A 26,102-nucleotide genomic window follows, 5' to 3' on the forward strand; every position below is an offset into this window, starting at 1 on the left:
AAACTCTTCTATGCCGGCGCGTCAGAAGACACTGCCAAGTTGGAACTGGAACCGCTGGATCTCGTCGTTATCCTGCTTCTTGAGCGGGTGACCGAAACTGAACTTGAGGGGGCCGATCGGCGAACTCCAGGAGAACGCCAGGCCGGTACTGTAGCGCAGGTCACTGAAGCGAACCTTCTGGTTGACGAAGTTGTCACTGCCCAGCGGCCGCTCGTCCTCACCCCACACGTAGCCGGCATCGAAGAAGGCTGAGATACGGAAGGAACGATCCTGACCCGAGCCCGGCATGGGGAAGAAGAACTCGGCGTTGCCGACCACCTTGCGGGTACCGCCGGTCGAGGTTACGTCACCGTCTGTGTCGCGGAACTTCGGACCGATCGAGCCCTGATCGAAGCCGCGTACCGAGCCGATGCCGCCGACGTAGTAATTCTTGTAGAACGGCACATCCTTGCCACCAAAGCCCTTCGCGTAACCGACGTCCGCATTGAGCATCAGAGCATAGTCACGTCCGATCGGGAACCAGTGCTGGTACTGGTAGCCAAGCTTGCCATAGCGCAGATCGCCAACAGGAACCGTTGCTTCACCGTACAGGCGCTGATAGCTGCCAGAACGCGGATAGATGAAGCTGTCGCGGCTGTCGCGCGACCAGCCGACCGTCGCCAGCAGGCTGCGTACGGTCACCGTACCGGTGCCGTCGGTATTGTTGCAACCGCCGTAGTCCTTGCAGAAGTCCTTGTAGAGCTTGGGACTCTGCGGGTACGTCGTGATCTCGGTCTGGTCGGCGGTCAGGCCGAAGTTGACCTGGTCATCTTCGGCAATCGGCCATCCCAGGCGAATGCCGGCACCTGTGGACACGGTCTTGTAGGGCGACACCGAGTCGAGCTCATCGGCGTCGTAGGTGCGGTGATAGACATCCCAGCCCAGGCTCACGCCATCGGGGGTGAAATAGGGGTTGGTGAACGACAACGCGAGTGTGCGGCTCGACTTGCTGGTGTTCAGGCCAAAGGTCAGCGCGTTGCCGCTGCCGAACAGGTTCTGCTGGGAAATCGACGCCGACAGCACGATGTTCTCGGCACTCGAGAAGCCAGCGCCGAGCATCAGGTTGCCGGTCGGTCTTTCCTTGACGGTGAAGTTGGCGTCGACCTGGTCGGTGGTACCCGCCACCGCAGGTGTCTCCACGGTCACTTCGTCGAAGAAGCCCAGGCGATCGATGCGGGTCCGCGAGCGATTGATGGCCGAGGCATCGTACCAACCGCCTTCCATCTGGCGCATCTCTCGGCGCACTACCTCGTCGCGCGTCTTGGTGTTGCCGCCGATGTTGATCCGACGGACATAGACCCTGCGTCCCGGATCGACGAAAACCGTGAACTCGACTTCACGCTTTTCCTTGTCTACTTCGGGGGCAGCGTTCACGTTGGCGAAGGCGTAACCCTCGTTGCCGAGTCGGTCCGTGATGGCCTTGGTAGTCTCGGTGAGGCGCTCGCGGGAGAAGGTCTCGCCCGGACGGATACGCGTCAGCGCGAGGTACTCCGATTCAGGCAGGACGAGATCACCGGTGAAACGTACGCCGGTGACGGTGTACTTCTCGCCCTCGGTGATGTTGATGGTGATGTAGATGTCCTGTTTGTCCGGCGTGATCGATACCTGGGTCGAGTCGATGTTGAAATCGAGATAGCCCTGGTTCAGGTAATAGGAGCGCAGGCTCTCCAGGTCAGCCGACAGTTTCTGACGGGAGTACTGATCATTCTTGGTGTACCACGTCAACCAGCCCGGCGTGGTGAGCTGCATCTGGCTGATGAGGTCCTTGGTGCGGAAGGCATTGGCACCAACGATATTGATCTGGCGGATCTTGGCGACACCGCCTTCCTCGACGGCAAAGTTGATCCCCACCCGATTACGCTCGAGCGGCGTGACCGTCGTCTTCACCGTGGCCGCATACTTGCCGCGCGACAGATACTGACGCTTGAGTTCTTGTTCGGCACGTTCGAGCAAAGCACGATCGAAAATCCGGGACTCGGCGAGACCGACCTCGCGAAGCCCCTTCTTGAGCGCATCCTTGTCGAACTCCTTGACGCCGTCGAAGGTGATGTCGGCGATCGCCGGTCGCTCATCAACGACCACCACGATGACCTCGCCTTCGGTCTCGATGCGCACGTCGCTGAAGAAACCGGTTGCGAACAATGCGCGGATCGCGTCAGCCGCCTGCGACTCGGTAAAGGTGTCGCCGACACGCACCGGAAGATAATTGAAGACGGTGCCAGCTTCGGTGCGCTGGATACCCTCGACACGGATGTCCTTGACCACGAAGGGATCGAATGCAAACGCCGGGGCAGCGGCAAGGAGGGCCATGACGAGCCCGGGCAGGAGCTTGCGTTTCATGCAGGAGGTTCAGCCGGAAATGAGACGATTGATGTCGTTGAAGAAGGCGAATGCCATCAGCATCACGAGCAAAGCCAGACCGATCTGTTGACCGATCTCCATTACACGTTCTGGAATGGGTCCGCCCTTGATGATTTCGACCGTATAGTACATCAAGTGCCCCCCGTCCAGAACGGGGATGGGGAGCAGGTTGAGTACCCCGAGACTGATGCTGATCAGGGCCACGAACTTGAGGTAATGGCTCAGCCCAAGTTGCGCAGTCTGGCCTGCGTAATCGGCGATCGTGACCGGGCCAGAGAGGTTCTTCCACGACACCTCACCGGTGAACATGCGCCCGATCATGCGCAAGCTCAGCACACTGGTTTCCCAGGTCTGGCGCACCGCCTTGGCCATTGCCTCGAGCGGGCCGTAGCGCACCTCGGCAAACATCGACAGCCCGCCAGGTGCCGGGTCGGCAACACCGACACCGATGCGTCCCACCCGCGCCCCCCCCTCGTTCGCCTCATCGGGCGTCACGACTACCGAGAACGCCGCGGCGTCGCGGCGAAGGTCGAAGCGCAACTCACGCCCCGCACCGTCTCGGACGATCTGCACGAGATCACTCCAGGACGTTATGGCGACACCGTCTATCGCAGTCACTTCGTCCCCGGACTGCAGGCCCGCGCGCGCGGCAGCCCCGCCTTCAACCAGACGCCCGATGACTGCAGGAATCTGCGGACGCCAGGGTTTGAGTCCAAGCCGTGCGATCAGATCGCCACTGTCATCGTCAATGCGCACTCCCGCAAGATCGAGCCTGCGGAACGCTTCCACATCTTCGAGCGTACGTACGCGCAGCACGACCTCGCGCTGATCGAGCGTATGTTGCAGCAGGATCCAGCGCAGGTCCTGCCAGCTGCGCACCGACTGTTCGTCCACCGCCAACACCAGGTCGCCGTCACGCACACCCGCCGCCTCGGCAACCTGCGGCGTTTCAGATAGTGCGACGCGCGCCCGCAGCTCGTCCGTGCCAGCGACAAAAAGCCCCCAATAGAGCACGATCGCAAGCAGGAAGTTGGCCAGGGGGCCGGCGGCAACGATTGCGAAGCGGCGGTAGACCGATTGCCGGTTAAAGGTGCGATGCAGCTCTTCCGGCGCGACCGGAGCTTCGCGCTCGTCGAGCATCTTGACGTAGCCGCCCAACGGAAAGGCGGCAAGAGCCCATTCGGTGCCATCGCGACCCGCACGGCGAACGATCAGAGGCTTGCCGAAGCCGATCGAGAAGCGCAGCACCTTGACGCCACACCAACGTGCAACGAGGTAGTGGCCCAGCTCGTGCACGAGGATGAGCACACCCAGCGCGAGCGCAAACGGAAGGAGGTAGTCTAGAAGGTTCATCGGCCAGGGGTTCGGTTGCGGATCTCGGCATGCGCCCATTCCCGAGCGCACGCATCGGCTGCGACAACAGCCTCCAGGCAATCGACCGCAAGGCCGGCACTGCGTTCCAGGCAGCGCTCGATAACGCGGGCGATATCGAGAAAGCCGATACGATGATCCAGGAAGGCCGCGACAGCCTCCTCGTTGGCGGCGTTGAGCACCGCGGCTGCGGCGCCTCCCTCGCGCAGCGCGTCGAAAGCGAGACGCAGGCATGGAAAGCGCGCAAAGTCCGGCCGTTCGAAATCGAGCCGCGCAATCTCGAACAGGTCGAGTGGCCTGACGCCGGCCTCGATGCGCTCGGGCCAGGCCATCGCGTGCGCGATCGGGGTGCGCATGTCAGGATTGCCAAGCTGAGCGAGCACCGATCCGTCCGCGTACTCCACCATCGAGTGGATAACGCTCTGGCGATGCACGACCACCTCGATCATGTCGGCAGGCACGCCAAACAGCCAATGGGCCTCGATGACCTCGAGCCCCTTGTTCATCATGCTGGCAGAATCGACGGAGATCTTGCGGCCCATCACCCAGTTCGGATGCGCACACGCCTGCTCTGGCGTCACAGCCTCGAGGTTGGCCAGCGGTGTCTCGCGAAACGGACCGCCAGATGCAGTCAGGAGAATGCGCCGCACCCCAGCAGGCGACGGCTCCCGGGCATAACCCTGCGGCAGCGCCTGAAACACGGCGTTGTGCTCGCTGTCGATCGGCAGCAACTGCGCTCCGCTGTCGGCTACTGCGCGCATGAAGATCGCACCGGACAGCACCAGCGCCTCCTTGTTGGCGAGCAGCACCTTCTTGCCGGCCCGCGCAGCAGCCAGCGTCGGCTTCAGCCCGGCCGCGCCAACAATGGCCGCCATCACCATATCGACATCAGCAGCTGAAGCGACGCCCTCAAGGGCAGCCTCGCCATGAAGCACCTCTGTTGGACAGCCCCGCGCCCGTAATGCAGCAGCCAGGCGTTGGGCGGCTTCCGGACTCCCTACGACGGCATGGCGGGGGCGAAAGCGCAGGCAGGGCTCGACCAGCTTGTCGTCCTGGCGATGCGCCGTGAGTGCGAACACCTCGAAGCGGTCGGGGTGGCGCCCAACAACGTCCAGGGTGCTCTGGCCGATCGATCCGGTCGCCCCAAGAATGGTGATGCGCTGCATTGCGTGTTCAGCCTCGAGAAATGCGGCCCTGAGGAGCATGAGCGGCCCAGCCGCTGCGGGGCCTCAGTGTGACAACAGGACGAAAACGAGCGCCACGATCGGCAGCGTGGACGTGAGGCTGTCGATCCGGTCAAGGATGCCGCCGTGCCCGGGAAGGATACTACCGCTGTCCTTGAGCCCCGCCTGCCGCTTGAGCAGCGATTCGAACAGATCGCCGATGATGCTGAGCGCCGTCCAGGTCACCAACGCCAGGCCGATCACCAGCGCACCGCCCGCCTGGCCTGCGCCGAGCCAGACGAGGACGCCGATGCCATAGAGCAGGACGGCAGCCACGGCACCCATCGCGCCCTCCCAGGTCTTGCCCGGGCTGATTGTTGGGGCAAGCTTGTTTCGTCCGAGGGTGCGTCCGGTGAAATAGGCGGCAATGTCGGCAACCCAGACCACAGCCATCGTACCAAGCAAGACCCACGGCCCGACGACGCGCAGGTGGGCGAGCGCCAGCGCGGTCGGGATGAGGACGATGAAGCCCACAAGTGACGCAAGCATCGGTTTGTCCAGCGGCCACTTGCGCAGCAACCACATCGGTACGACGAACATCCAGAACAAGGCGCTGATCGCATACAACGGCAGCAGCAGCGGAGTGCCAGCAAGCGTGCCGCTACCAAGCCCGGTCAGGTAGCCGAGCATCAGGCAGGACACCGCGAATACCACCGCCGTGGACATGCGCAAGGGCCGATCGAAGCGGGCGAGCCCGCCCCACTCCCATGCTGCCAGGCCGCATAGCGCCGCGCACACGGCAAGCCAGGCTATCGCCGGCAGCAGGAATACTGCGCCCAGCAGGCCGGCAAGCAGCAACAAGGCGGTGACGACGCGATCCTTAAGCATTGGGTTCCTGCAGTTCGGCAGCGCTTTGCTTGAGCTGCTCGCTGGTACGCCCGAAACGGCGCTCCCGCCCCTGGTAGGAGTCGATCGCCATGTCGAGCGCAGCCTCATCGAAATCGGGCCAGAGCGTATCGGTGAAATACAGCTCGGTGTAAGCGAGCTGCCACAGCATGAAGTTACTGATCCGCTTCTCGCCACCGGTGCGGATGAACAGATCAGGCTCTGGTGCGAAGCTCATCGACAACTCGGCTGCGAGCTCATCCTCGCTGAAGTCCCCGTCACGCCCAGGGTTGTTGGCGATCAAGCGCGACATGGCGTTCATGAGGTCCCAGCGCCCGCCATAGTTGGCCGCCACCGTAAGGTGGAAACGGTCGTTGGCGGCCGTGAGCGCCTCGGCCTCACGCACCACGCCCACCAACTGCGAGTCGAACCGTGACAGGTCGCCGATGACCCTGAAACGGATACCGTTCTCGTGCAGGCGCTTGACCTCGCGGCGCAGCGACTTCAAGAACAACTGCATCAGAAAGGAGACTTCGTCTGGCGGACGCCTCCAGTTCTCGGAGCTGAAGGCAAACACGGTGAGATAGCCGACGCCACGCTCGATGCACCCCCGGGTCACTGCGCGCAAAGCCTCGACGCCACGGCTGTGCCCCGCTACGCGCGGCATCAGACGCTTGCGCGCCCATCTGCCGTTGCCGTCCATGATCACCGCAATGTGCTGCGGCACGGATGCAACTTCCGGAATCTCCCTTGTGGAGCTCCTGAACAATCTACCGACCATGACCTGCCTCCTGTCCCGCCGTGCTGGCAACTGCCGATCCGGGGCCGGATCAGATCTGCATCAGCTCCTGTTCCTTCTGCGCGAGCAGCTTGTCGATCTCGGCAACGTATTTGTCGGTGAGTTTCTGGATGTCATCCTCGGCGCGACGCTCGTCGTCTTCCGAGATGAGCTTGTCCTTCACCGCGTCCTTGAGCTGCTGGTTCGCGTCACGGCGCAGGTTGCGGATGGCGACCTTCGCATTCTCGCCTTCGTGGCGAACGACCTTGGTGAGGTCGCGGCGGCGCTCTTCGGTAAGCGCGGGCATGGGCACGCGCAAGAGCTCGCCCATGTTCGACGGATTGAGACCGAGATCACTGTCGCGAATCGCCTTTTCGACCTTGGGCAGCATCGGCTTTTCCCAAGTCTGTACGCCGATGGTACGAGCATCGATCAGGGTGATGTTGGCGACCTGGTTCACCGGCACCATCGAGCCGTAGTACTCGACCATGACATGGTCGAGCAGGCCGGTATGGGCACGCCCGGTGCGGACCTTGGCGAGATCGGTCTTGAGCGATTCGACCGACTTCTGCATCTTCTGCTCGGCCGTTTTTTTGAGTTCAGGAATCATGCGCGCACTCTCCAGTAATCAGGAATGGACCAGCGTTCCTTCGTCCTCGCCCATCACCACGCGCTTGAGCGCGCCCGGCTTGAAGATCGAGAACACGTTGATCGGCAGCTTCTGGTCACGGCACAGCGCGAACGCCGTGGCATCGAGGACCGCCAGATTGCGGCCGATGGCCTCATCGAAGCTGATGCGATGATAGCGCTGGGCGCTCGGATCCTTCTTGGGGTCTGCCGTGTAGACGCCATCGACCTTGGTGGCCTTGAGGACGATCTGGGCGCCGATCTCCGCGCCGCGCAGGGCGGCAGCGGTATCGGTGGTAAAGAAAGGGTTGCCGGTGCCGGCAGCGAAGATGACGACCCGCCCCTCTTCGAGGTGGCGGATCGCGCGACCGCGGATGTAAGGCTCGACGACCTGGTCGATACGCAGCGCGGATTGCACGCGAGCCTCGAGGTCCATGCGACGCATCGCATCGGCCAGGGCCATTGCATTCATCACCGTCGCCAGCATGCCCATGTAGTCGGCCGTGGCGCGATCCATGCCGGATGCCGCCCCCTTCATGCCGCGAAAGATGTTGCCGCCGCCAATCACCACACCCACCTGCACACCGAGCCGTGTAACCTCGGCGATCTCGGAGACGATGCGGGTTACGACATCCTCGTTGATACCATAGGCGTCATCTCCCATCAGGGCTTCGCCCGAGAGCTTGAGCAGGATGCGTTTGTAGGCGGCGGACATATCCATCTCCCTCTTACTTCTTTGCAGCAGCTGCGGCCTGCTCGGCCACTTCGGCAGCGAAGTCGGTCACTTTCTTCTCGATGCCTTCGCCGACGATGTAGAGGGTGAACGACGCGACGCTTGCGCCCTTCGCCTTGAGCAATTGCTCGATCGTCTGCTTGCCGTCCTCGGCCTTCACGAAGATCTGGCCGAGCAGGGTGACTTCCTTCAGGAACTTCTGCACCGTACCTTCGGCGATCTTCTCCAGCATCGCCTCCGGCTTGCCGGCTTCACGCCCCTTCTCGATGGCAATGCGGCGCTCGGCTTCGATCAGCTCGGCCGACACACCGGAAGAGTCGAGCGACTTCGGCTTGGAGGCCGCGATATGCATCGCGATGTCACGCCCGAGTTGCTCGTCACCGCCGACGAGGTCCAGCAGTACGCCGATCTTGGCGCCACCGTGAATGTAGGAGAACAGCTGGCCCTTGGCTTCGACGCGAGCGAAGCGGCGGATCGACATGTTCTCGCCGATCTTGCCGACCAGCGCGGTACGGGTCGACTCGACCGTACCCTCGCCCAGCGGCAGTGCCGACAGCGCAGCGACGTCGGCCGGATTGTTTGCCGACACCAGCTCGGCGCAGTTCTGCACCAGCGCGAGGAAGTCGTCGTTCTTGGCCACGAAGTCGGTCTCGCAATTGACCTCGATGATGGTGCCGAGCTTGCCGTCCGCAGCAATGCTGATGCCGACGATGCCTTCAGCGGCAATACGGGCGGCAGCCTTGGAAGCCTTGTTGCCGAGCTTGACGCGCAGGATCTCTTCAGCCTTGTCCATGTCGCCGCCGGCCTCGGTCAGCGCCTTCTTGCACTCCATCATCGGCGCGTCAGTCTTCTCGCGCAGTTCCTTGACCATGCTCGCGGTGATTTCCGCCATGCTAGCTCCTGAATGTTCGGTTGTGTGTCAGATATGGGTGGAGTCCCGGCCAGGCGGCCGCTCCACGGAGACCAGATTGCAAAAGGGGCCTCGCGGCCCCTGTGCAGAGGATCAGGCCTGTTCCTGCGTACCTTCTTCCTCGACCTCGACGAATTCGTCGCCGCCCGCATCGACGATCTCCTGCAGCACCTGGCTGCGGCCCTGCAGCACGGCATCGGCCACGCCACGAGCGTAGAGACGGATTGCGCGCGACGAGTCGTCGTTACCCGGGATCACGTAATCAACGCCATCCGGCGAGTGGTTGGTATCGACCACGGCAACGACCGGAATACCCAGCTTCTGTGCTTCGGTAATGGCGATCTTGTGGTAACCGACGTCGATGACGAAGAGCGCATCGGGCAGGCCACCCATGTCCTTGATGCCGCCGATCGACTTCTGCAGCTTCTCGAGTTCGCGGCGAACGGTCAGCGCTTCGCGTTTGGACAGACGCTCGATCGAACCGTCTTCCATCATCGCCTCGACTTCCTTGAGACGCTTGATCGACTGCTTGACCGTCTTGAAGTTGGTCAGCATGCCGCCGAGCCAGCGCTCATCGACGAAAGGCATGCCGGCACGACCCGCCTCTTCGGCGATGATCTCGCGCGCCTGGCGCTTGGTGCTGACAAACAGAACGTTGCCGCGGTTGGCAGCGAGCTTGCGGACGAAGTCCATCGCCTCGTTGTACTTGGCCATCGTCTTTTCGAGGTTGACGATGTGAATCTTGTTGCGCTGACCGAAGATATACGGGGCCATGCGCGGGTTCCAGAAACGGGTCTGGTGACCGAAGTGGACGCCGGCTTCCAGCATCTGACGCATCGTAACGGACATGAATAACTCCAAATTTCAAAGGGTTGTACCTCCGCCCTGAGGTGCGCAAGCTCGCCGCAAAATGCTAACGAACAAGCCGCAAAAAACGCCACCGGCAGGCCGTCAGGTACCTGCAGCCCTTGAACGGCGTACTGGCACCACAGCGCTGACCCGGCAGACCCCCTTCCATCAGGACGTGCGGATTTTGCCTGTCACTACAGACAAGCCGGCGATAATATCACGTCAGAATCACAGCACTCAAGGCGCGATTCACTCCGGGTTTGCCGGCAAGGGGCGCATGCGATAGCCTTCAGTCCTTGGCAGGGGCCTTCAACCCCTCCCTCCCCCAACTCCCACGCCACTCGCACCCATAAACATAATGAGCATCGTCATCAAAACACCGGAAGAGATCGAGCAGATGAGGGTGGCGTGCCGCCTGGCTGCCGAAGTCCTCGACTACATCGAACCCTTCGTCAAGCCCGGCGTCACCACGGCCGAACTCGACCGCCTGTGCCACGATTACATGGTCGGCGTGCAGAACACGGTTCCGGCACCGCTCAACTATGCGCCCCCGGGTTACTCGCCCTATCCGAAGTCGATCTGCACCTCGGTCAACCATCAGGTGTGCCATGGCGTACCCGGCGACAAGGCACTCAAGAAGGGCGACATCGTCAACCTCGATATCACCGTCATCAAGGATGGCTTCCATGGCGACACGAGTCGCATGTTCATCGTCGGCGGCGAGGCCAGCATCATCGCCAAGCGCCTGACCCAGATCACCTATGAGTGCATGTGGCTGGGTATCGCCGCGGTGCGAGCGGGTGGGCGACTGGGCGACATTGGTGCGGCCATCCAGAAGCACGCCGAAGGCAACGGCTTTTCCGTGGTGCGCGAGTTCTGCGGACACGGTATCGGCCGCAAGTTTCACGAGGAGCCACAGGTTCTCCACTACGGCAAGGCAGGCACCGGCCCCGAGCTCAAGCCGGGGATGATCTTCACCATCGAGCCAATGATCAACGCCGGCAAGGCGGCGATCTCCGAACTGCCGGACGGCTGGACAATCGTGACCAAGGACCGCAGCCTGTCGGCGCAGTGGGAGCACACGATTCTCGTCACCGAGTCCGGCGTCGAGGTACTCACGGTTTCGCCCAAGGCGCCCGCTCCGCCCGCCATCGTCGCCGACCGTTTCGCCGCGACACACTGAGACGGACAAGGCGCATGAACGACGCGCTCACCGAATCACTGCAGGGCTTCGTCGCCGCGGCCAGGCGCCGGCTCGGCGAGGGCATGGCCGCACTGCGCACCGCCTACGAGGCGCGCCCGCACACCGGCAACATGCTCAAGGGGCGAGCCACGCTCGTGGACGATGAGATCGTCCGTCTATGGCACGACTGCGCAATGCCTGCCGATGCCGCAGTCGTTGCAGTGGGCGGCTATGGCCGTGGCGAGCTGTTTCCGGCCTCCGACGTTGACCTGCTTATCCTGCTACCGAAGGCTGCCGATGCGGCACTGCAGGGCAAGCTCTCCGGCCTCGTGAGTGCGTTGTGGGACATGGGCCTCGAAATCGGCCATTCAGTGCGCACGATCGACGAGTGCCTGGTGGCCGCAGCCGACGACATCACCGTCCAGACCAGTCTTCTTGAGGCTCGACTGCTCACCGGCGACGGCAGGCTGTTCGAACTGCTCAACAGCCTCTTCCGCGATGGCCTCGACCTGCGCACTTTCTATAAGGCCAAGCTGCTCGAGCAGGAACAGCGCTACGCGCGCTTCAATGAAACGCCGTACGCACTGGAGCCTAATTGCAAGGAGAGCCCCGGTGGGCTTCGCGACCTGCAGATGCTCGGCTGGATCGCGCGCGCCGGTGGTCTTGGACGCAGCTGGCGGGATCTCGCGCGGCGGCGCCTGATTACCGGAAGCGAGGCCGGGGAGCTACGCAATGTCGAGCGTTTCCTCCAGCACCTGCGCATCCGTCTGCACTTGCTGACCGGGCGCAGCGAGGATCGGCTGCTGTTCGACCACCAGGAGAAGCTCGCGCGCATCCTCGGCATCGAACCCACGGCGACCCGACGCGCATCCGAAGTTCTGATGCAGCGCTACTACGTGACCGCGAAGATGGTCATGCAGCTCAACACTGTACTGCTGCAGAACTACGGCAGCGTGATCTTCCCCGACCGCGGCGCGGCGATCACGGTCAACCCCCGCTTCCAGGTCGTGCGCGAACTGCTCGACATCCGCCATGAGGATGTGTTCGAGCGCGAACCCGCCGCACTGCTCGAGTGCTTCCTGTTGCTGCAGCAGCGCTCCGAACTTAAGGGCATGACTGCGCGCACGCTGCGAGCCCTGTGGATCAATCGCAACCGTGTGAATGCCGCCTTCCGGGCGCGCCCCGAGCATCGCGCCCTGTTCCTGCAGATCCTGCAGCAGAAGCGCGGCATCGTGCGCAGCTTCAGGCGCATGAACGAATACGGCATCCTGTCGCGCTACATTGTCCCGTGGCGCCGTATCGTCGGACAGATGCAGCACGACCTGTTCCATGTCTACACGGTCGATCAGCACATCCTCATGGTGTTGCGCAACATGCGGCGCTTCACGATGGGCGAACATGCGCACGAATACCCGCTGATGACCCGGCTCATCATCGGCTTCGAGCGCCACTGGCTGCTCTATATCGCCGCCCTCTTTCACGACATCGCAAAGGGACGCGGCGGCGACCATTCGACGCTTGGCATGGCCGATGCGCGGGAGTTCTGCACCCAGCACGAACTGCCGACCGAGGACACCGAACTCGTGGTCTGGCTCGTCGAGCACCACCTCACCATGTCGCGTGTGGCGCAGAAGGAAGACACCTCGGACCCCGAAGTGATTCAGCGCTTTGCAGATACGGTGGGCGAAGAGCGCCGCCTGACAGCCCTCTACCTGCTCACCCATGCCGACGTGCGCGGCACCAGCCCCAAGGTCTGGAATGGCTGGAAGGGCAAGCTGCTCGAGGATCTTTTCTTCGCCACCCAGCGCCTGCTGCGCGGTGCAACTCCGCAGGCGGCACTGGGCCTGGATGACCGACTGGAGGACACGCGGCGCCTGCTGCGCTACCACGGCCTGCGCCCCGGCGTGGAAAACACGCTCTGGGATCACCTCGATCCGGTGTATTTCATGCGCCACTCTGCCGAGGAGATCGCATGGCACACCCGTCTGCTTTACTATCGCAGCGACTCGCCCGAACCGGTCGTCAAGGCGCGTGTGGCTGAAGACGAGGATGGCGTCCAGGTGATGGTCTTCACGCGCGACCAGCGCGACCTCTTCGTGCGCCTAACCGGCTTCTTCGGGCGCATGGGGTTCTCGATCCTCGACGCCAAGGTACATACGACGCGCCATGGCTTCGCACTCGACAGCTTCATGCTCCAGGACCCGGGGCAACGAGCATCCTACAGGGATATCGTGACCCTGATCGAGCACGAGCTGGCCGTGCGCCTGCAACAGCAGGGCGCGCCCGAGCGCCCCGCGCGCGGACGCATGTCGCGCCACGTGAAGCACTTCCCGATCAGCCCCGAAGTCAGCATCCGCGCCGACGAAGCCGGGCGGCATCACGTCCTGTCACTGACCGCGGCCGACCGCCCCGGCCTGCTCTTCGATGTTGCCTCTGTGCTTGCCGATCATGGCATCCGCCTGCATACGGCCAAGATCGCCACACTGGGCGAGCGCGTCGAAGACACCTTCCTGCTCACTGGCCAGGCCCTGAACCAGGACGCGCTCGTGCTCAAGATCGAGCGCGAGATCCTGGACCGCCTGCAGACATGACAAGGGGGCTTTCGCCCCCTTGCCTCTTCCTTGCGCCCATCCGGGCCCCAGCAGCCTGCAGGCGTCCGCCGCAGGGATCAGTGCCCCTTGCCGGCAATGCGATCCATGGCTGCGTAGAGCAGGCCGGAGAACAGGAAGGTGACATGGATGCCCACCATCCAGGCGAGCTGACGGTCGGTCATGTTGTGGGCATTCATGAAGCCCTTGAGCAACTCGATCCCCGAGATGGCGACGATCGAACCGATCAGCTTGAGCTTCAGGTCCGAAAAGCCTATGTGTCCCATCCAGTCCGGCCGGTCGCGGTGGGAGTGCAAGTCCTCCATCTTCGACACGAAGTTCTCGTAGCCGCTGAACATGATGATGATCAGCAGATTCATGATCAGCGCAACGTCCACCAGGGTGAGCACGCCGATGATCAACTCGCTCCCCGATGCGGACCAGATCTCGGCGAACAGCCCGAACAGCTCCTTCATGAACTTGAACAGCAGCAACAGCATCGCCATCGCCAGGCCCAGGTAGACCGGCGCCATCAGCCAGCGGCTGGTGAAGAGCACATGCTCGAATGTGGTTTCGATACGTTTCATGCGATTTGCTCCGGCCCCTGGCCTCAAACCCTGCACAAGCACTCGAGTACGTTGCGCACCCTCAGCATGGATTCCTGCAGCACGATCTCGATGTCGGGAAAGTGGATGCCCGCCTCGCTCGACCAGCGCCCGGCAGCGTAATTGACCACCACACCAATCGCTGCATAGGGGAGATCGAGCTCGCGCGCCAAAGCAGCCTCGGGCATGCCGGTCATGCCGACGATGTCGGCACCATCACGGTCGAGCCGGTTGATCTCCGCTGCGGTCTCCAGCCGCGGCCCCTGGGTGCTGGCATAGACACCGCCATCGACCGCGTGCTCGCCCGCAGCGGAGATCGCCGCAAGCAGGCGCTGGCGCAGCGCCTGGTCGTAGGGGTGAGTGAAGTCGATATGGCGCACCGGGGTATCGCCACCCTCGAAGAAGGTGCTCTTGCGACCCCAGGTGTAATCGATGATCTGGTCGGGCACCATCAAGGTGCCCGGCGCCAGTTCGGCCCGGATGCCACCGACCGATGCCACCGAGACGATGCCGCTTACCCGCGCATCCTTGAGCGCCCAGATGTTGGCGCGGTAATTGACTAGATGCGGAGGAATCGTGTGGCCGTATCCATGTCGCGCCAGGAACACGACGGGCTCGTTGCACATGCGGCCAAAGACGAGCGCGCCCGAAGGCTCGCCAAACGGGGTGCGCACAACCTCGCGCCGCTCGATCTCCATGTTCGACAACTGGGTGAGTCCGCTGCCGCCGATGATCGCAAGCATTCGTGGTCTTCTCCGTGATGGGCGCGCGATTCTAGCACGTCACCGGACAGGCTCGATAATTCCATGCTGCGCCGCCGCAGCACGTGATAGAATCCTCGCCCTTTCAAAGACTTCGCACGCCCTCCTCCATGTCCCGCGCCATTCGCAACATCGCCATCATCGCCCACGTCGATCATGGCAAGACCACCCTCGTCGACCAGCTCCTGCGCCAGTCCGGCACCTTCCGCGAAAACCAGCAGGTCGCAGAACGCGTCATGGACTCGGGGGACATCGAAAAGGAACGCGGCATCACGATCCTGTCGAAGAACTGTGCCATCCAGTACGGCGACACCCACATCAACATCGTAGACACCCCGGGTCACGCCGACTTCGGTGGCGAGGTCGAGCGCGTGCTGTCGATGGTCGACAGCGTTCTGCTGCTGGTCGATGCGGTCGAAGGCCCAATGCCGCAGACGCGTTTCGTCACCCGCAAGGCACTCGCCCTGGGCCTGAAGCCGATCGTCGTGATCAACAAGATCGATCGCCCGGGCGCGCGTCCGGACTGGGTCATCAACCACACCTTCGACCTCTTCGACAAGCTCGGCGCCACCGAAGAGCAGCTCGACTTCCCCGTGATCTACGCTTCGGGCCTGAACGGCTTCGCGATCATCAACGAGGGTGACGAGCGCAAGGACATGCGTCCGCTGTTCGAGGCCATCCTCGAGCACGTGCCGGCGCCCGAGGTCGATGCCGACGGCCCGCTGCAACTCCAGGTCTGCTCGCTCGACTACTCCACCTACATGGGGCAGCTCGGCATCGGCCGCATCAAGCGTGGCCGCGTGCGCCCGAACCAGGAAGTTGTGGTCATGTACGGCGACGAGAACCGTGGCAAGGGCAAGGTCAGCCAGATTCTGACCTTCAAGGGCCTGGAGCGCTCCCCTGCCGAATCGGCCGAAGCCGGCGACATCGTGCTGATCGCGGGCATTCAGCAGGTCAATATCGGTGTCACGCTGTGCGACCCGGACTGCCTCGAGGGCATGAAGCCGATCGCGGTCGACGAGCCGACGCTGACCATGAACTTCATGGTCAACACTTCGCCCTTGGCCGGCCGCGAAGGCAAGTTCGTCACCAGCCGCCAGATCCGCGAGCGCCTGGAAAAGGAACTGCTTAAGAACGTCGCATTGCGCGTGAATTACACCGGCGATTCGGACGTCTTCGAGGTGTCGGGCCGTGGCGAGCTGCACCTGACGATCCTGCTCGAGAACATGCGCCGTGAAGGCTACGAGCTGGCGGTTGGCCGCCCGCGCGTGGTGTACAAGGAAATCGACGGCGTGAAATGCGAGCCGTACGAAATGCTCACAGTGGACGTCGAGGAAGACCACCAGGGCGGCGTCATGGAAGAACTCGGCCGCCGCCGCGGCGAACTGCAGGACATGCAGCCGGACGGTAAAGGTCGTGTGCGTCTCGAATACCGCATTCCGGCCCGCGGCCTGATCGGCTTCCAGGGCGAATTTCTCACCATGACGCGCGGCACCGGCCTTGCCAGCCACGTGTTCGACGACTACGGTCCGATGGCCGGCGCGATGGCCGAGCGTCGCAATGGCGTGCTGATCTCGCAGAACGACGGCGACGCGGTCGCCTACGCGCTGTGGAATCTGCAGGACCGCGGTCGCATGTTCGTGAGCCCGGGCGAAGCGCTGTACGAAGGCATGATCATCGGCATCCACACGCGCGACAACGACCTCGTTGTAAACCCGATCAAGGGCAAGCAACTCACCAACGTGCGTGCCTCCGGCACCGACGAGGCCGTGCGCCTGATCACGCCGATCGCGCTGACGCTGGAGTCCGCGATCGAGTTCATCGCCGACGACGAACTGGTCGAGATCACGCCGAAGAACATCCGCCTGCGCAAGCGTCACCTGAAGGAAAACGATCGCAAGCGCGCTGCAAAGGCGGCCGAAGCCTGATTACTGGCCCGGCTGCCAACGGTCGGGCCGGTTTCGTAAGGCAAGCATGCCTCAGAACGCTCGCATCAGGGGCCGCTCCTACGGCCCCTGATGGCGCTGGGTCCTGCGGTTACAACCGCGCCGCGGCTTGGGGTCTTTATGTAGGAGCGACGCCAGTCGCGAGCCCCGAAAAGCTCGCGACTGGCGTCGCTCCTACAACGGCGCTTGCGGCCCGGCTTACTTCTTCTTGCTGCCGCCGGACTCTGCGCCGAAACGGGCGTTCAGGTACTGGGCAAATTCGCCACCTGTCTCCGGGTGACGCAGGCCGAACTCGATCGTGGCCTTCAGATAGCCGAGCTTGGAGCCGCAGTCGTAGCGTACGCCGTCAAACTGGTAGGCCAGCACGGCTTCTTCCTTGAGCAGCGAGGCGATGGCGTCGGTCAGCTGGTACTCGCCACCGGCGCCAGGCTTGAGTGCGCGGATGTGATCGAAGATGCGCGGGGTCAGGATGTAACGCCCCACCACCGCCTGCGTCGTCGGTGCCTCTTCGGGCTTTGGTTTTTCCACGATGCCGGTCATGCGCTGCACCTGCCCGTTCTGGGTCTCCGTGCTGACGATGCCGTAGCTGCGGGTTTCCTCGCGCGGAACGTTCATGGTGCCCAGCACCGAGCAGCGGTGGTAGTTGTACACATCAACCATCTGCTTGAGTACCGGCGTATCGTTCTTGTTGTCGAGCAGATCGTCGGCCAGGATCACGGCGAAAGCCTCGTCGCTCACGACATGGCTGGCGCACATCACGGCATGTCCCAGGCCCAGCGCTTCGGACTGGCGGATGTAGATGCAGTTGACCCCTTTCGGCACCGTCTTGCGCACAATCTCGAGGAGTTCCTTCTTGCCGCGTGCCTCGAGTTCGGTCTCGAGCTCGTAGGCCTTGTCGAAGTGATCCTCGATCGAGCGCTTGGTACGCCCGGTAATGAAGATCATGTCGGTGATGCCGGCTGCCACCGCTTCCTCGACCGCGTACTGGATCAAGGGCTTGTCCACGATCGGCAGCATCTCCTTGGGGCTGGCCTTGGTTGCGGGCAGGAAGCGCGTGCCCATGCCGGCAACCGGAAAGACCGCCTTGGTGACCTTCTTCATTGTTCTCTGACTCCCATATTGACTGACCGGGCTGTATAGCGAGCCCGAAACGACCCGAAATGACTATGATGTGATTGTGCGGCGCAGCAGCCCGCCATGATGCCTTAAGCCGGGACCGGCGGTATCAACGATCTGTATCCGATTCGTTCATAAGCGTGCGCAATGCCTGCTCGTCGACCACGGTGACGCCCAGCTCGAGCGCCTTGGTGAGCTTGGAGCCGGCCTCAGCACCGGCGACCAGATAGTGGGTCTTCTTCGATACCGAGCCCGCAACCTTGCCGCCTCTCGCCTCGATCTGCGCCTTGGCCTCGTCGCGCGTCATCGACGGCAGCGTCCCGGTAAGGACGAAAGTCTTGCCCACCAGTGCGCCGACTGCACCCTCGGCTGGTGCCCCCTCGGTCCAATTCACGCCGGCGGCCCGCAGTTGTTCGATCACCTCGCGGTTGTGCGGCTCGGCAAAGAACTCGGCAATCGAACGCGCAACGATGGGACCCACGTCGGCAACCTGCTGCAAGGCATCCACGTCGGCCTCCATCAGCGCGTCAAGCGCACCGAAATGGCGCGCGAGCTCGCGCGCGGTGGCCTCGCCCACGGTGCGGATGCCAAGCGCAAAGATGAAGCGCGCGAGCGTTGTCGAACGGCTCTTGTCGATCGCCGCCAGCAGGTTGTGCGCGGACTTCTCGCCCATGCGCTCGAGGTTTGCCAGTGCAAGCAGACCAAGTCGATAAAGGTCGACCGTCGTCTTCACGATCGCTGCATCGACCAGCTGGTCGACGAGCTTCTCCCCCAGGCCCTCGATATCCATCGCACGCCGGCTGGCAAAGTGCAGCAAGGCCTGCTTGCGCTGCGCGGGGCAGAACAGCCCTCCCGTGCAGCGTGCGACCGCCTCGTCCTCGCCACGCACGACGTGGGAACCGCACACCGGGCAGTTCGGAAAGCGTTCAAGGAGCACGAAGCGCGGCAGTGCCGTCTGCCGGCGCTCGGGCACCGGTGCCACGACTTCCGGAATCACGTCACCGGCACGGCGCACGACCACCCAGTCGCCGATGCGCACATCCTTGCGATCGATCTCGTCCTGATTATGAAGGGTCGCGTTGGTGACCGTGACGCCGCCCACGAAAACCGGCTCCAGTCGCGCAACGGGCGTCAGCGCGCCGGTTCGACCAACCTGCACCTCGATATCGCGCAACAAGGTGATCGCCTCCTGCGCCGGGTACTTGTGCGCGACGGCCCAACGCGGCTCGCGCGTGACGAAGCCCAACCGTTGCTGCAAGGCGAGCGCATTCACCTTGTACACGACACCATCGATGTCGAAACCGAGGCTGTCGCGCAGGCCGGCGATCCTGGCGTGGAAAGCCGCGAGGCCCTCGGCGCCGCTCACCACCGCGCGGTGCGCGCATACCGGAAGCCCGAAGGCCTCGAGCGCATCGAGCACCTGTGCATGGCTGTCGGGCAGCAGCCAGCCGTCCACGTCGCCCACGCCGTAAGCGAAAAAAGACAGCGGTCGGCGGGCGGCGACCGTGGGGTCGAGCTGCCGGATGCTGCCTGCGGCGGCGTTGCGCGGGTTAACGAAGACCTTCTCGCCTGCCGCTGCCTGGCGGGCATTCAGGCGTTCGAAATCGTCGCGCCGCATGTAGATCTCGCCACGCACCTCCAGCACCGGAGGGGGCGCGCCGCGCAGACGCAGGGGAACGGCCTTGACCGTGCGCACATTGCTGGTGACGTCCTCGCCGGTTTCGCCATCGCCGCGCGTGGCGGCCTGCACGAGCAGGCCGTGCTCGTAGCGCAGGCTGATGGCAAGTCCATCGAACTTGAGTTCGGCAGCATACTCGACGGCGGGTGCCGCCGACGCCAGGCCCAGCTCACGCCGCACCCTCGCGTCGAAACCCTCAGCCCCGCTCGCCTCGGTGTCGGTCTCGGTGCGGATCGACAGCATCGGAATGCGGTGGCGTACCGCCGGAAAGGCAGCCAGAGGCCGCCCGCCTACGCGTTGAGTGGGCGAGTCTGCGGTCTTCAGATCGGGGTGCCGGGCTTCTATCGCCTGCAACTCGCGGAACAGGTCGTCGTACTGGGCATCGGCGATGGTCGGCGCGTCGAGGACGTAGTAGGCATGGTCATGCTGCGCGATCAGGGCGCGCAACTCGGCCGCGCGCGCTTCGAGCGCGCGCAATGCATCACCCTGCGCCCGGGCATGTTCGAAGAGATCCATCAGACTGCAAACAGGCGTTGGGCAAGGGAGCTGCCGGCAGGGATGTCATTGGCCGCCATACGCCCCTGGAACTGCTCGATCTGTACCCGGATGAGGTTGGCCGCCTCGTCACCGAATGGCGCACGGTTGTCGTCGACCACGACGCCACCGAGCTGCTCGGCCAGGTCGACCGCGATGCGCATCATGCGGTCGAACACGGCGCGGCCGTCGCTCACGCGTGGAACGTCGATCACCAGGGTCAGGCCCTGTGTCACGATCTGCCGCATTGCGTCGGGCGCGAACAGGCCCGGCTCCAGGTTGCCGAGGGAAAACAGGCTTGCCCCGCGCTCATCGAGGGCATGAAAGCAGCCATCGTTGGCGAGGCTGAGACCGTGGCGTTCGGCGAGCTGCTGGATCGCACGGCCCTCAAACTGGCCGTCGCGTGCAACGACGTTGACACCGATCTGGACGTCCACGTCGGCGCAGAAGCGGTCGAGTTCGGTCGCATTGCGCAAGGTATCGGCGCGCTGCGGCAATCCGGGCGGCAGGGCCATCACCGCATCCGCCACACGCTGCACACCACCGGTGAAGCGCAGGAAATCGCCTTCGCCGATCGAGCCCTGGCGATCTACCAGCTGCAGCGCAGCGCAAAACCAGTGGCAGGCGCCAGCACTGTGTGGACCGAGCGCTTGCCATACGTTCTGCGCATCGTTGAACCCGAACCAACGCACGGGCTTGTTCACGCCCGCGAGCTGCTCGGCCTGCGCCGCCCAGACTTTGTGCACATCGAGCGCCTCGATGGCCTCCAGGCGGATGACGCAGTCGGCGCGCTCATCCAGAAAGTTCGGAATCTCGGGCACGCTGCGCTTGACCGGCGCCTCGCTGAAGCGGCGCGGCGACTCGTCGAGCCCAAGTCCCGGCTCGCGGCGCTCGTCGGCTGCAGCACCGTCGGTGCGCGGCTCGAGCAAGACGTCGCGGTGCTCGGACTTGAACGCACGTTCGGCCTGACGGCGATGCTTGCGCTCCTGCCACTTGTTGTAGCCAACGATCAAGACGACCGCGGCAAGCCCTGCTCCAATCAGCGCAATCTGAAGTTCGCTGTCCATGTATGTTCCCGAATGACCCCGTGTATTCCCATGCCTCAGGCTGCCGCCGGCTCCGCCAGGCGCAGCGCTTCCTCGATGTCCACTTCCACCACTCTCGACACCCCTTGCTCCTGCATCGTCACGCCGACCAGCTGCTGTGCGAACTCCATCGTGATCTTGCTGTGACTGATGAAGATGAACTGTGTCTGCGATGACATGCGTTTGACCATGTTCGCGTAGCGCTCGGTGTTCGTATCGTCCAGCGGGGCATCGACCTCGTCAAGCATGCAGAACGGCGCCGGATTGAGCTGGAACATCGAGAACACCAGCGCGATCGCCGTCAGCGCCTTCTCGCCGCCGGACAGCAGGTGTATCGAGGTGTTCTTCTTGCCCGGCGGTTGCGCCACGATCTGGATGCCCGCATCGAGGATCTCCTCGCCCGTCAGCACCAGTTCGGCACGCCCGCCGCCGAAAAGCTGCGGGAAGAGCGTGCCGAACTGCCGATTGACCGTATTGTAGGTGTCCTGCAGTTGCTCGCGTGTTTCGCGGTCTATACGGCGGATCGCATCCTCGAGGGTGTCGATCGCCAGCAAGAGATCTTCGGTCTGAGTGTCGAGATAGCCCTTGCGTTCCGAAGCCGTCCGCAATTCATCCAGTGCCGCGAGATTCACCGCCCCAAGCTCGGCAATCTCCCGCGCCAGGCGCGCCACCTCGCGCTGCAGGCTGTTCTCCTTGAGCTCTGGCGTAAGCAGCGGCGCAAGCGCGTCCTCGTCGGCGGCGACCTCGCGCAGGCGCTCTTCATGCTGGCTCACTGCAAGTTCGGCCGCCTGTACCGCCAGGCGCAGTTCGCCGACCCTGACCCGCACTGGCGCCGCCTCATGTTCGGTGCGCATACGCAGCTCCTCGGCCTGACGCAGGGCCGCACTGGCCTCCTCGAGCGCATCCCTGCGTACCCCGAGCGCGGCCTCGCGGCTGCCACGCAGCGCAAGCGCCTCGTGCAAGGCTTCCACGCTGCGGCGATCGTCGGCCGCTTCGAGTTCGCCCCGACGTACCACCGCCTCATTCGCGATACGCGCGAGTTGCTCGTCCGCAAGCTGTCGGTTGCGTGCAATGTCCTCGAGCTTGCCGTCGCACTCGCGTGCCGAAAAGCGTGCCTCCTGCAGGTCGCGGCCAGTTGCCTGCTCGAGCGCACGTGCTTCACGCAGCGCCTGCTCGCGCTCGCGCAGGACCTCGCCCGCCGCATCCAGCCGTGCGCGTTGCATGTCGGCGAGTTCGGCCGCGCGAGCCTGCTCCAGCTCGGCTCGCGACAGATGTTCGCGCTCGATCGCCGCCAGCTGAACGATGTCGTCGAGGTCGCGCGCAAGCTGGCCACGGCGCTCATCCGCGCGACTGCGCGCCTGGCTGAGCTTGAGCAGCTCGACCTGTTCGGCATGTACGCCCGCCTGCCGCACCTGCAAGTCCCGGCGCAGTTCCGCGACACGCTCCTGCAGTGCGGCAGCATGCGCTTCTGCAGCCGCCAGCGCGTCATGGGCAATGCTGGCTTCGTCCTCGAGGGTGGCCTGCTCCGCTGCGAGCATGTCGATCTCGCGCTGGCGCTCGATTACGCCATGAGTACGGCTGTCCACCGCGAAGTGACGCAATGCGTTGCGATCCAGCACCTGCCCACGCGGGCCGACCAGCGTCACGCCCGCGGGCAGTTCGGCCCGCCGGGGTAGCCACTCCTCGAGGTGCTCGGCTGCCCAGCTGCCGTGCAGGAAGCCTGCGATCAGCGGTCGCAAGCCGGGATCGGTGACGTCGACCAGCGCCTCCAGCGGCCGCAGGCCGGGCGCGGAAAAGTCCGCAGCTACGCCACCCTCTGTCGCCGGCAAGAGCACAATGGCCAGCGATTCGGGCGGAGCCTCGTCGAGCACAACCCGCGCAGCCGCCAGCGCCGCCTCGGCGTCGACAGCAAGCAGCGCCGCCAGGCGTTCTCGCAGCACCGCCTCCACCGCCGTATCCCAACCCTGCTCGACGCGTAAGTGTTTCCACAAAGGGGCCAGGCCATCCAGCCCATGACGCTTGAGCCAGTCGCCCAGCTTGCCCTGGGCCTGCAGTCGGGCCTGGAGCTGCGCCAGCGCATCGCGACGGGCACGCAGCTCGGTCAGCCGGCGCTGGACCATGCGCTCATGGTCCAGCGCCGCCTTGAGCCGGGCCTGGGTATCCGGCAGTCGTGCCTGTTCGCTGGCAAGCGCGTGCTGCAATGTCTCGAGCTCATCTTCCATATACTCCAGGCGAGCCTCGCGTTCCGCTATCGCCCGCTCATCGGGGCCGACGATCGCACCCTGCTCGGCCTCCAGCCTGGCGCGCCGCTGCGCCAATGCATCGAGCGCACGAACGGCACTGTTGCGGTTGGCGTCCTCGACGCGCAGCTGTTGCTCGGTGTGGGCCAGCTCGCGCCGTGCTGCGCCGACGGTAGTGTCGGCCGCCTGGCGGGCGGCGTCGAGTTCGGGCAGGCGCTCACTGACCTCTGCATGACGCGCCTCGGCGTGCTCGGCACGCAGGGCGGCATTCTCGGCCAGCGCCTCCCAACGCGCCTGATCCTCGCCCAGCGCACTGGCGCGCGCGCGCCAGTGCGCATCGTCGAGTTCGAGCTGGGCAAGCCGGGCCTCCAGCCGCTTGCGGGCCTCGCCGACGTGCTGGAGTTCGGTCTCGAGGCGTGCCACCTCCGCACTCACTGCAAACAGATCGCCTTGCGCGACATGCACGGCTTCCGACGCTGCGAACTGGGCATCGCGTGCCGCTTCGACACGCCCCTCGAGTTCCTGCAGGCGCGCGTTGTCGGTGTCGATGCGCGCGCTGGCTTCACCCAGCTCAGCGCGGCTGCGCTCGAGTTCGGTGCGCGCCTCGTTACGCTTGAGCAACCAGAGCAGCTGCTGCTTCTGCACATGCGCACCGTTGAGGGCGTTGTAGCGCGCTGCCACTTCGGCCTGCGCCTCGAGGTGGGCGATGCGTTCGCCCAGCTCCATGCGGATATCGTCGAGGCGGGCAAGGTTATCGCGCGCATCGCGCAGCCGCCCCTCGGTCTCCTTGCGCCGCTCGCGATACTTGGTCACCCCAGCGGCTTCTTCCAGGAAGCCGCGAATATCCTCTGGCCGCGCCTCGATGATGCGCGAGATCATGCCCTGCTCGATGATCGCGTAGGCCCGCGGCCCGAGCCCGGTACCCAGGAAAAGGTCGATCACATCCTTGCGCCGGACATGGACGCCATTGATGTAGTAGGTGGACTCGCCCGAGCGGTCGAGCACGCGCTTGACCGAGATTTCTGCATAACGCGACCACTGCCCGGCCGCCTTGCCCTCGGCGTTGTCGAACACCAGCTCGACGCTGGCGCGCGATACCGCCTTGCGCGTGGTCGAACCGTTGAAGATGACGTCCTGCATCGACTCGCCGCGCAGCGCCGACGCGCGAGTCTCACCCAGCACCCAGCGCACGGCATCGATGATGTTGGATTTGCCGCAACCGTTCGGTCCCACCACGCCGACCAGGCTACCCGGGGTGAGCACGGTCGTCGGATCGACAAAGGTCTTGAAGCCGGCGAGTTTGAGCTTGGAGAGGCGCACTTCGGGAAACAGGCAGGGGCGAGAGCGTGGCAGCGCCGCCACGGACGGGCGCAGAGGCTTCGCATGATAACATTTCCGCCCCTACCGACTTCGCGCGGACGCGCCCGGCGCGTACCCGATCCGTATCAAAGTGAATCCAAACCTCGCCCGACTGCAGCCCTACCCGTTCGAGAAGCTGCGCGCACTGTTTGCCGGCATCGAGCCGCCCGCGCACCTGAAGCCGATCCGCCTGTCGATCGGCGAGCCGCAGCACCCCACCCCCGGCTTCATCCGCCAGACCCTGGCGGACAACCTGGGCGGGCTGTCCAGCTATCCGGTGACGCTGGGCTCGGATGCCCTGCGCGGCGCGATCGCCCACTGGCTCGAGCGCCGTTTCGGGCTGCCGCAGGTCGACCCCGCCACCCAGGTCATACCGGTGGCGGGTACGCGCGAGGCGCTCTTCGCCTTCGCACAGTGCGTGGTCGATGGCAGCCGCCCTGGCGCCAAGGTGCTGTGCCCGAATCCGTTCTATCAGATCTACGAAGGCGCTGCGCTGCTTGCCAACGCCGAGCCACTCTTCATCAACAACCTGCCCGAGAACGGCTTCGGTTCGGACTTCGCGGCGATCGACGACGCGACCTGGCGGGACATCCAGCTCGTCTACGTCTGTTCGCCTGGCAATCCCACCGGTCGCCTGCTCAAGCTCGACGAGTGGAAGACCCTTTTTGAGCTGTCGGACCGTCACGGCTTCGTCATCGCGGCCGACGAATGCTACTCGGAGATCTACTTCGACGACCACGCCAAACCGATCGGCGGCCTGGAAGCCGCATGGCGCCTGGGGCGCACCGACTTCCGCAATATCGTCATGTTCTCCAGCCTGTCCAAGCGCTCCAACGTCCCCGGGATGCGCTCGGGCTTCGTCGCCGGCGATGCGCGCATCCTCAAGAACTTCCTGCTCTACCGGACCTACCACGGTTGCGCCTTGAGCCCCGCGGTCCAGGCCGCCTCGGTGGCAGCATGGAACGATGAGACCCACGTCGAGGAGAACCGCCGTCTCTATCGCGACAAGTTTGCTCGCGTCACGCCCATGCTGCGCCCCTACCTTCCCGTTCAATTGCCCGATGCCGGCTTCTACTACTGGGTACGTACGCCATTGCCGGACACCGAGTTCGCCCGCAGGCTGCAGGCTGAATATAATGTGACGGTCCTGCCCGGCAGCTATCTCGCGCGCGAGGCCCAGGGCGTCAACCCGGGCGCCGGCTTCGTCCGCATTGCGCTGGTGGCCGATACACACGAATGCGTCGAAGCCGCCGAGCGCATCATCGATTTCTGCAAAACCCTCTGAGAGAGA

The 26,102-nt window shown here is 64.1% G+C and carries 19 protein-coding genes; 4 read left to right on the forward strand and 15 right to left on the reverse strand.

What is annotated here, in order from left to right:
• Positions 1-21: 21 nt before the first annotated feature.
• The 9 genes from bamA to rpsB all read right to left on the reverse strand — a co-directional run bounded on the left by bamA (position 22) and on the right by rpsB (position 9,716).
• Positions 22-2,379 carry an outer membrane protein assembly factor BamA gene (gene bamA, locus P7F68_RS11495; RefSeq protein ID WP_002929132.1) on the reverse strand — a complete coding sequence of 786 codons (2,358 nt, stop codon included), beginning with the start codon at positions 2,377-2,379 and terminating at the stop codon, positions 22-24.
• A gap of 9 nt (positions 2,380-2,388) precedes the next feature.
• On the reverse strand, positions 2,389-3,753 hold the full coding sequence (gene rseP, locus P7F68_RS11500) for an RIP metalloprotease RseP (protein WP_277833217.1): 1,365 nt from the start codon (positions 3,751-3,753) through the stop codon (positions 2,389-2,391).
• Positions 3,750-4,937: a 1-deoxy-D-xylulose-5-phosphate reductoisomerase gene (gene ispC / locus P7F68_RS11505; RefSeq protein ID WP_277833219.1), complete on the reverse strand. Its 1,188-nt coding sequence runs from the start codon at positions 4,935-4,937 to the stop codon at positions 3,750-3,752. Before ispC ends, rseP begins: the two co-directional genes overlap by 4 nt.
• A gap of 63 nt (positions 4,938-5,000) precedes the next feature.
• The gene (locus tag P7F68_RS11510) at positions 5,001-5,822 is read right to left on the reverse strand and encodes a phosphatidate cytidylyltransferase (RefSeq protein ID WP_002937406.1); all 822 of its coding nucleotides are present in this window, start codon (positions 5,820-5,822) and stop codon (positions 5,001-5,003) included.
• Positions 5,815-6,600 (reverse strand): polyprenyl diphosphate synthase, encoded by a 786-nt coding sequence (gene uppS / locus P7F68_RS11515; protein WP_051018567.1) that lies wholly within the window; start codon positions 6,598-6,600, stop codon positions 5,815-5,817. Before uppS ends, P7F68_RS11510 begins: the two co-directional genes overlap by 8 nt.
• A 49-nt stretch (positions 6,601-6,649) precedes the next feature.
• Positions 6,650-7,207, reverse strand: coding sequence for a ribosome recycling factor (gene frr, locus P7F68_RS11520; protein WP_002937405.1), 558 nt, complete (start codon positions 7,205-7,207; stop codon positions 6,650-6,652).
• Positions 7,208-7,225: 18 nt separating this feature from the next.
• Positions 7,226-7,939: a UMP kinase gene (pyrH, locus tag P7F68_RS11525; RefSeq protein WP_002929149.1), complete on the reverse strand. Its 714-nt coding sequence runs from the start codon at positions 7,937-7,939 to the stop codon at positions 7,226-7,228.
• A 13-nt stretch (positions 7,940-7,952) separates the two neighbouring features.
• Positions 7,953-8,849 carry a translation elongation factor Ts gene (gene tsf, locus P7F68_RS11530; RefSeq protein ID WP_002929150.1) on the reverse strand — a complete coding sequence of 299 codons (897 nt, stop codon included), beginning with the start codon at positions 8,847-8,849 and terminating at the stop codon, positions 7,953-7,955.
• A gap of 111 nt (positions 8,850-8,960) precedes the next feature.
• The gene (gene rpsB / locus P7F68_RS11535; RefSeq protein ID WP_002937404.1) at positions 8,961-9,716 is read right to left on the reverse strand and encodes a 30S ribosomal protein S2; all 756 of its coding nucleotides are present in this window, start codon (positions 9,714-9,716) and stop codon (positions 8,961-8,963) included.
• A gap of 358 nt (positions 9,717-10,074) precedes the next feature.
• Between rpsB and map the strand changes: the two genes are divergently transcribed.
• Positions 10,075-10,899, forward strand: coding sequence for a type I methionyl aminopeptidase (gene map / locus P7F68_RS11540; RefSeq protein ID WP_002937403.1), 825 nt, complete (start codon positions 10,075-10,077; stop codon positions 10,897-10,899).
• 14 nt (positions 10,900-10,913) lie between these two features.
• Entirely contained in the window at positions 10,914-13,490 is a 2,577-nt protein-coding gene (locus P7F68_RS11545) for a [protein-PII] uridylyltransferase (protein WP_277833230.1), read from the forward strand.
• Positions 13,491-13,567: 77 nt separating this feature from the next.
• Here the strand turns inward: P7F68_RS11545 and P7F68_RS11550 are convergent, their stop codons facing one another.
• On the reverse strand, positions 13,568-14,074 hold the full coding sequence (locus P7F68_RS11550; protein ID WP_002937400.1) for a TIGR00645 family protein: 507 nt from the start codon (positions 14,072-14,074) through the stop codon (positions 13,568-13,570).
• Positions 14,075-14,097: 23 nt separating this feature from the next.
• Entirely contained in the window at positions 14,098-14,835 is a 738-nt protein-coding gene (locus tag P7F68_RS11555; protein WP_002937399.1) for an S-methyl-5'-thioinosine phosphorylase, read from the reverse strand.
• 128 nt (positions 14,836-14,963) lie between these two features.
• Between P7F68_RS11555 and typA the strand changes: the two genes are divergently transcribed.
• Complete coding sequence (typA, locus tag P7F68_RS11560) at positions 14,964-16,781, forward strand: translational GTPase TypA (RefSeq protein WP_002937398.1); 1,818 nt, start codon at positions 14,964-14,966, stop codon at positions 16,779-16,781.
• A gap of 216 nt (positions 16,782-16,997) precedes the next feature.
• Here the strand turns inward: typA and galU are convergent, their stop codons facing one another.
• From galU to smc, 4 genes are all read right to left on the reverse strand, one after another.
• Positions 16,998-17,900: a UTP--glucose-1-phosphate uridylyltransferase GalU gene (gene galU, locus P7F68_RS11565; protein WP_277833236.1), complete on the reverse strand. Its 903-nt coding sequence runs from the start codon at positions 17,898-17,900 to the stop codon at positions 16,998-17,000.
• A 124-nt stretch (positions 17,901-18,024) separates the two neighbouring features.
• Positions 18,025-20,109 carry an NAD-dependent DNA ligase LigA gene (gene ligA / locus P7F68_RS11570; RefSeq protein WP_277833238.1) on the reverse strand — a complete coding sequence of 695 codons (2,085 nt, stop codon included), beginning with the start codon at positions 20,107-20,109 and terminating at the stop codon, positions 18,025-18,027.
• Positions 20,109-21,194: a cell division protein ZipA gene (locus P7F68_RS11575; protein ID WP_002937389.1), complete on the reverse strand. Its 1,086-nt coding sequence runs from the start codon at positions 21,192-21,194 to the stop codon at positions 20,109-20,111. Before P7F68_RS11575 ends, ligA begins: the two co-directional genes overlap by 1 nt.
• Positions 21,195-21,229: 35 nt before the next feature.
• Positions 21,230-24,772: a chromosome segregation protein SMC gene (gene smc, locus P7F68_RS11580; protein ID WP_277833241.1), complete on the reverse strand. Its 3,543-nt coding sequence runs from the start codon at positions 24,770-24,772 to the stop codon at positions 21,230-21,232.
• Between the two features lie 130 nt (positions 24,773-24,902).
• Here smc and dapC point away from each other — a divergent pair, with 130 nt between their 5' ends.
• Positions 24,903-26,096 carry a succinyldiaminopimelate transaminase gene (dapC, locus tag P7F68_RS11585; protein ID WP_277833242.1) on the forward strand — a complete coding sequence of 398 codons (1,194 nt, stop codon included), beginning with the start codon at positions 24,903-24,905 and terminating at the stop codon, positions 26,094-26,096.
• Positions 26,097-26,102: the final 6 nt, after the last annotated feature.

Origin of the sequence: Thauera mechernichensis (assembly GCF_029588855.1) — a bacterium.
Classification (GTDB): Bacteria; Pseudomonadota; Gammaproteobacteria; order Burkholderiales; family Rhodocyclaceae; genus Thauera; species Thauera mechernichensis.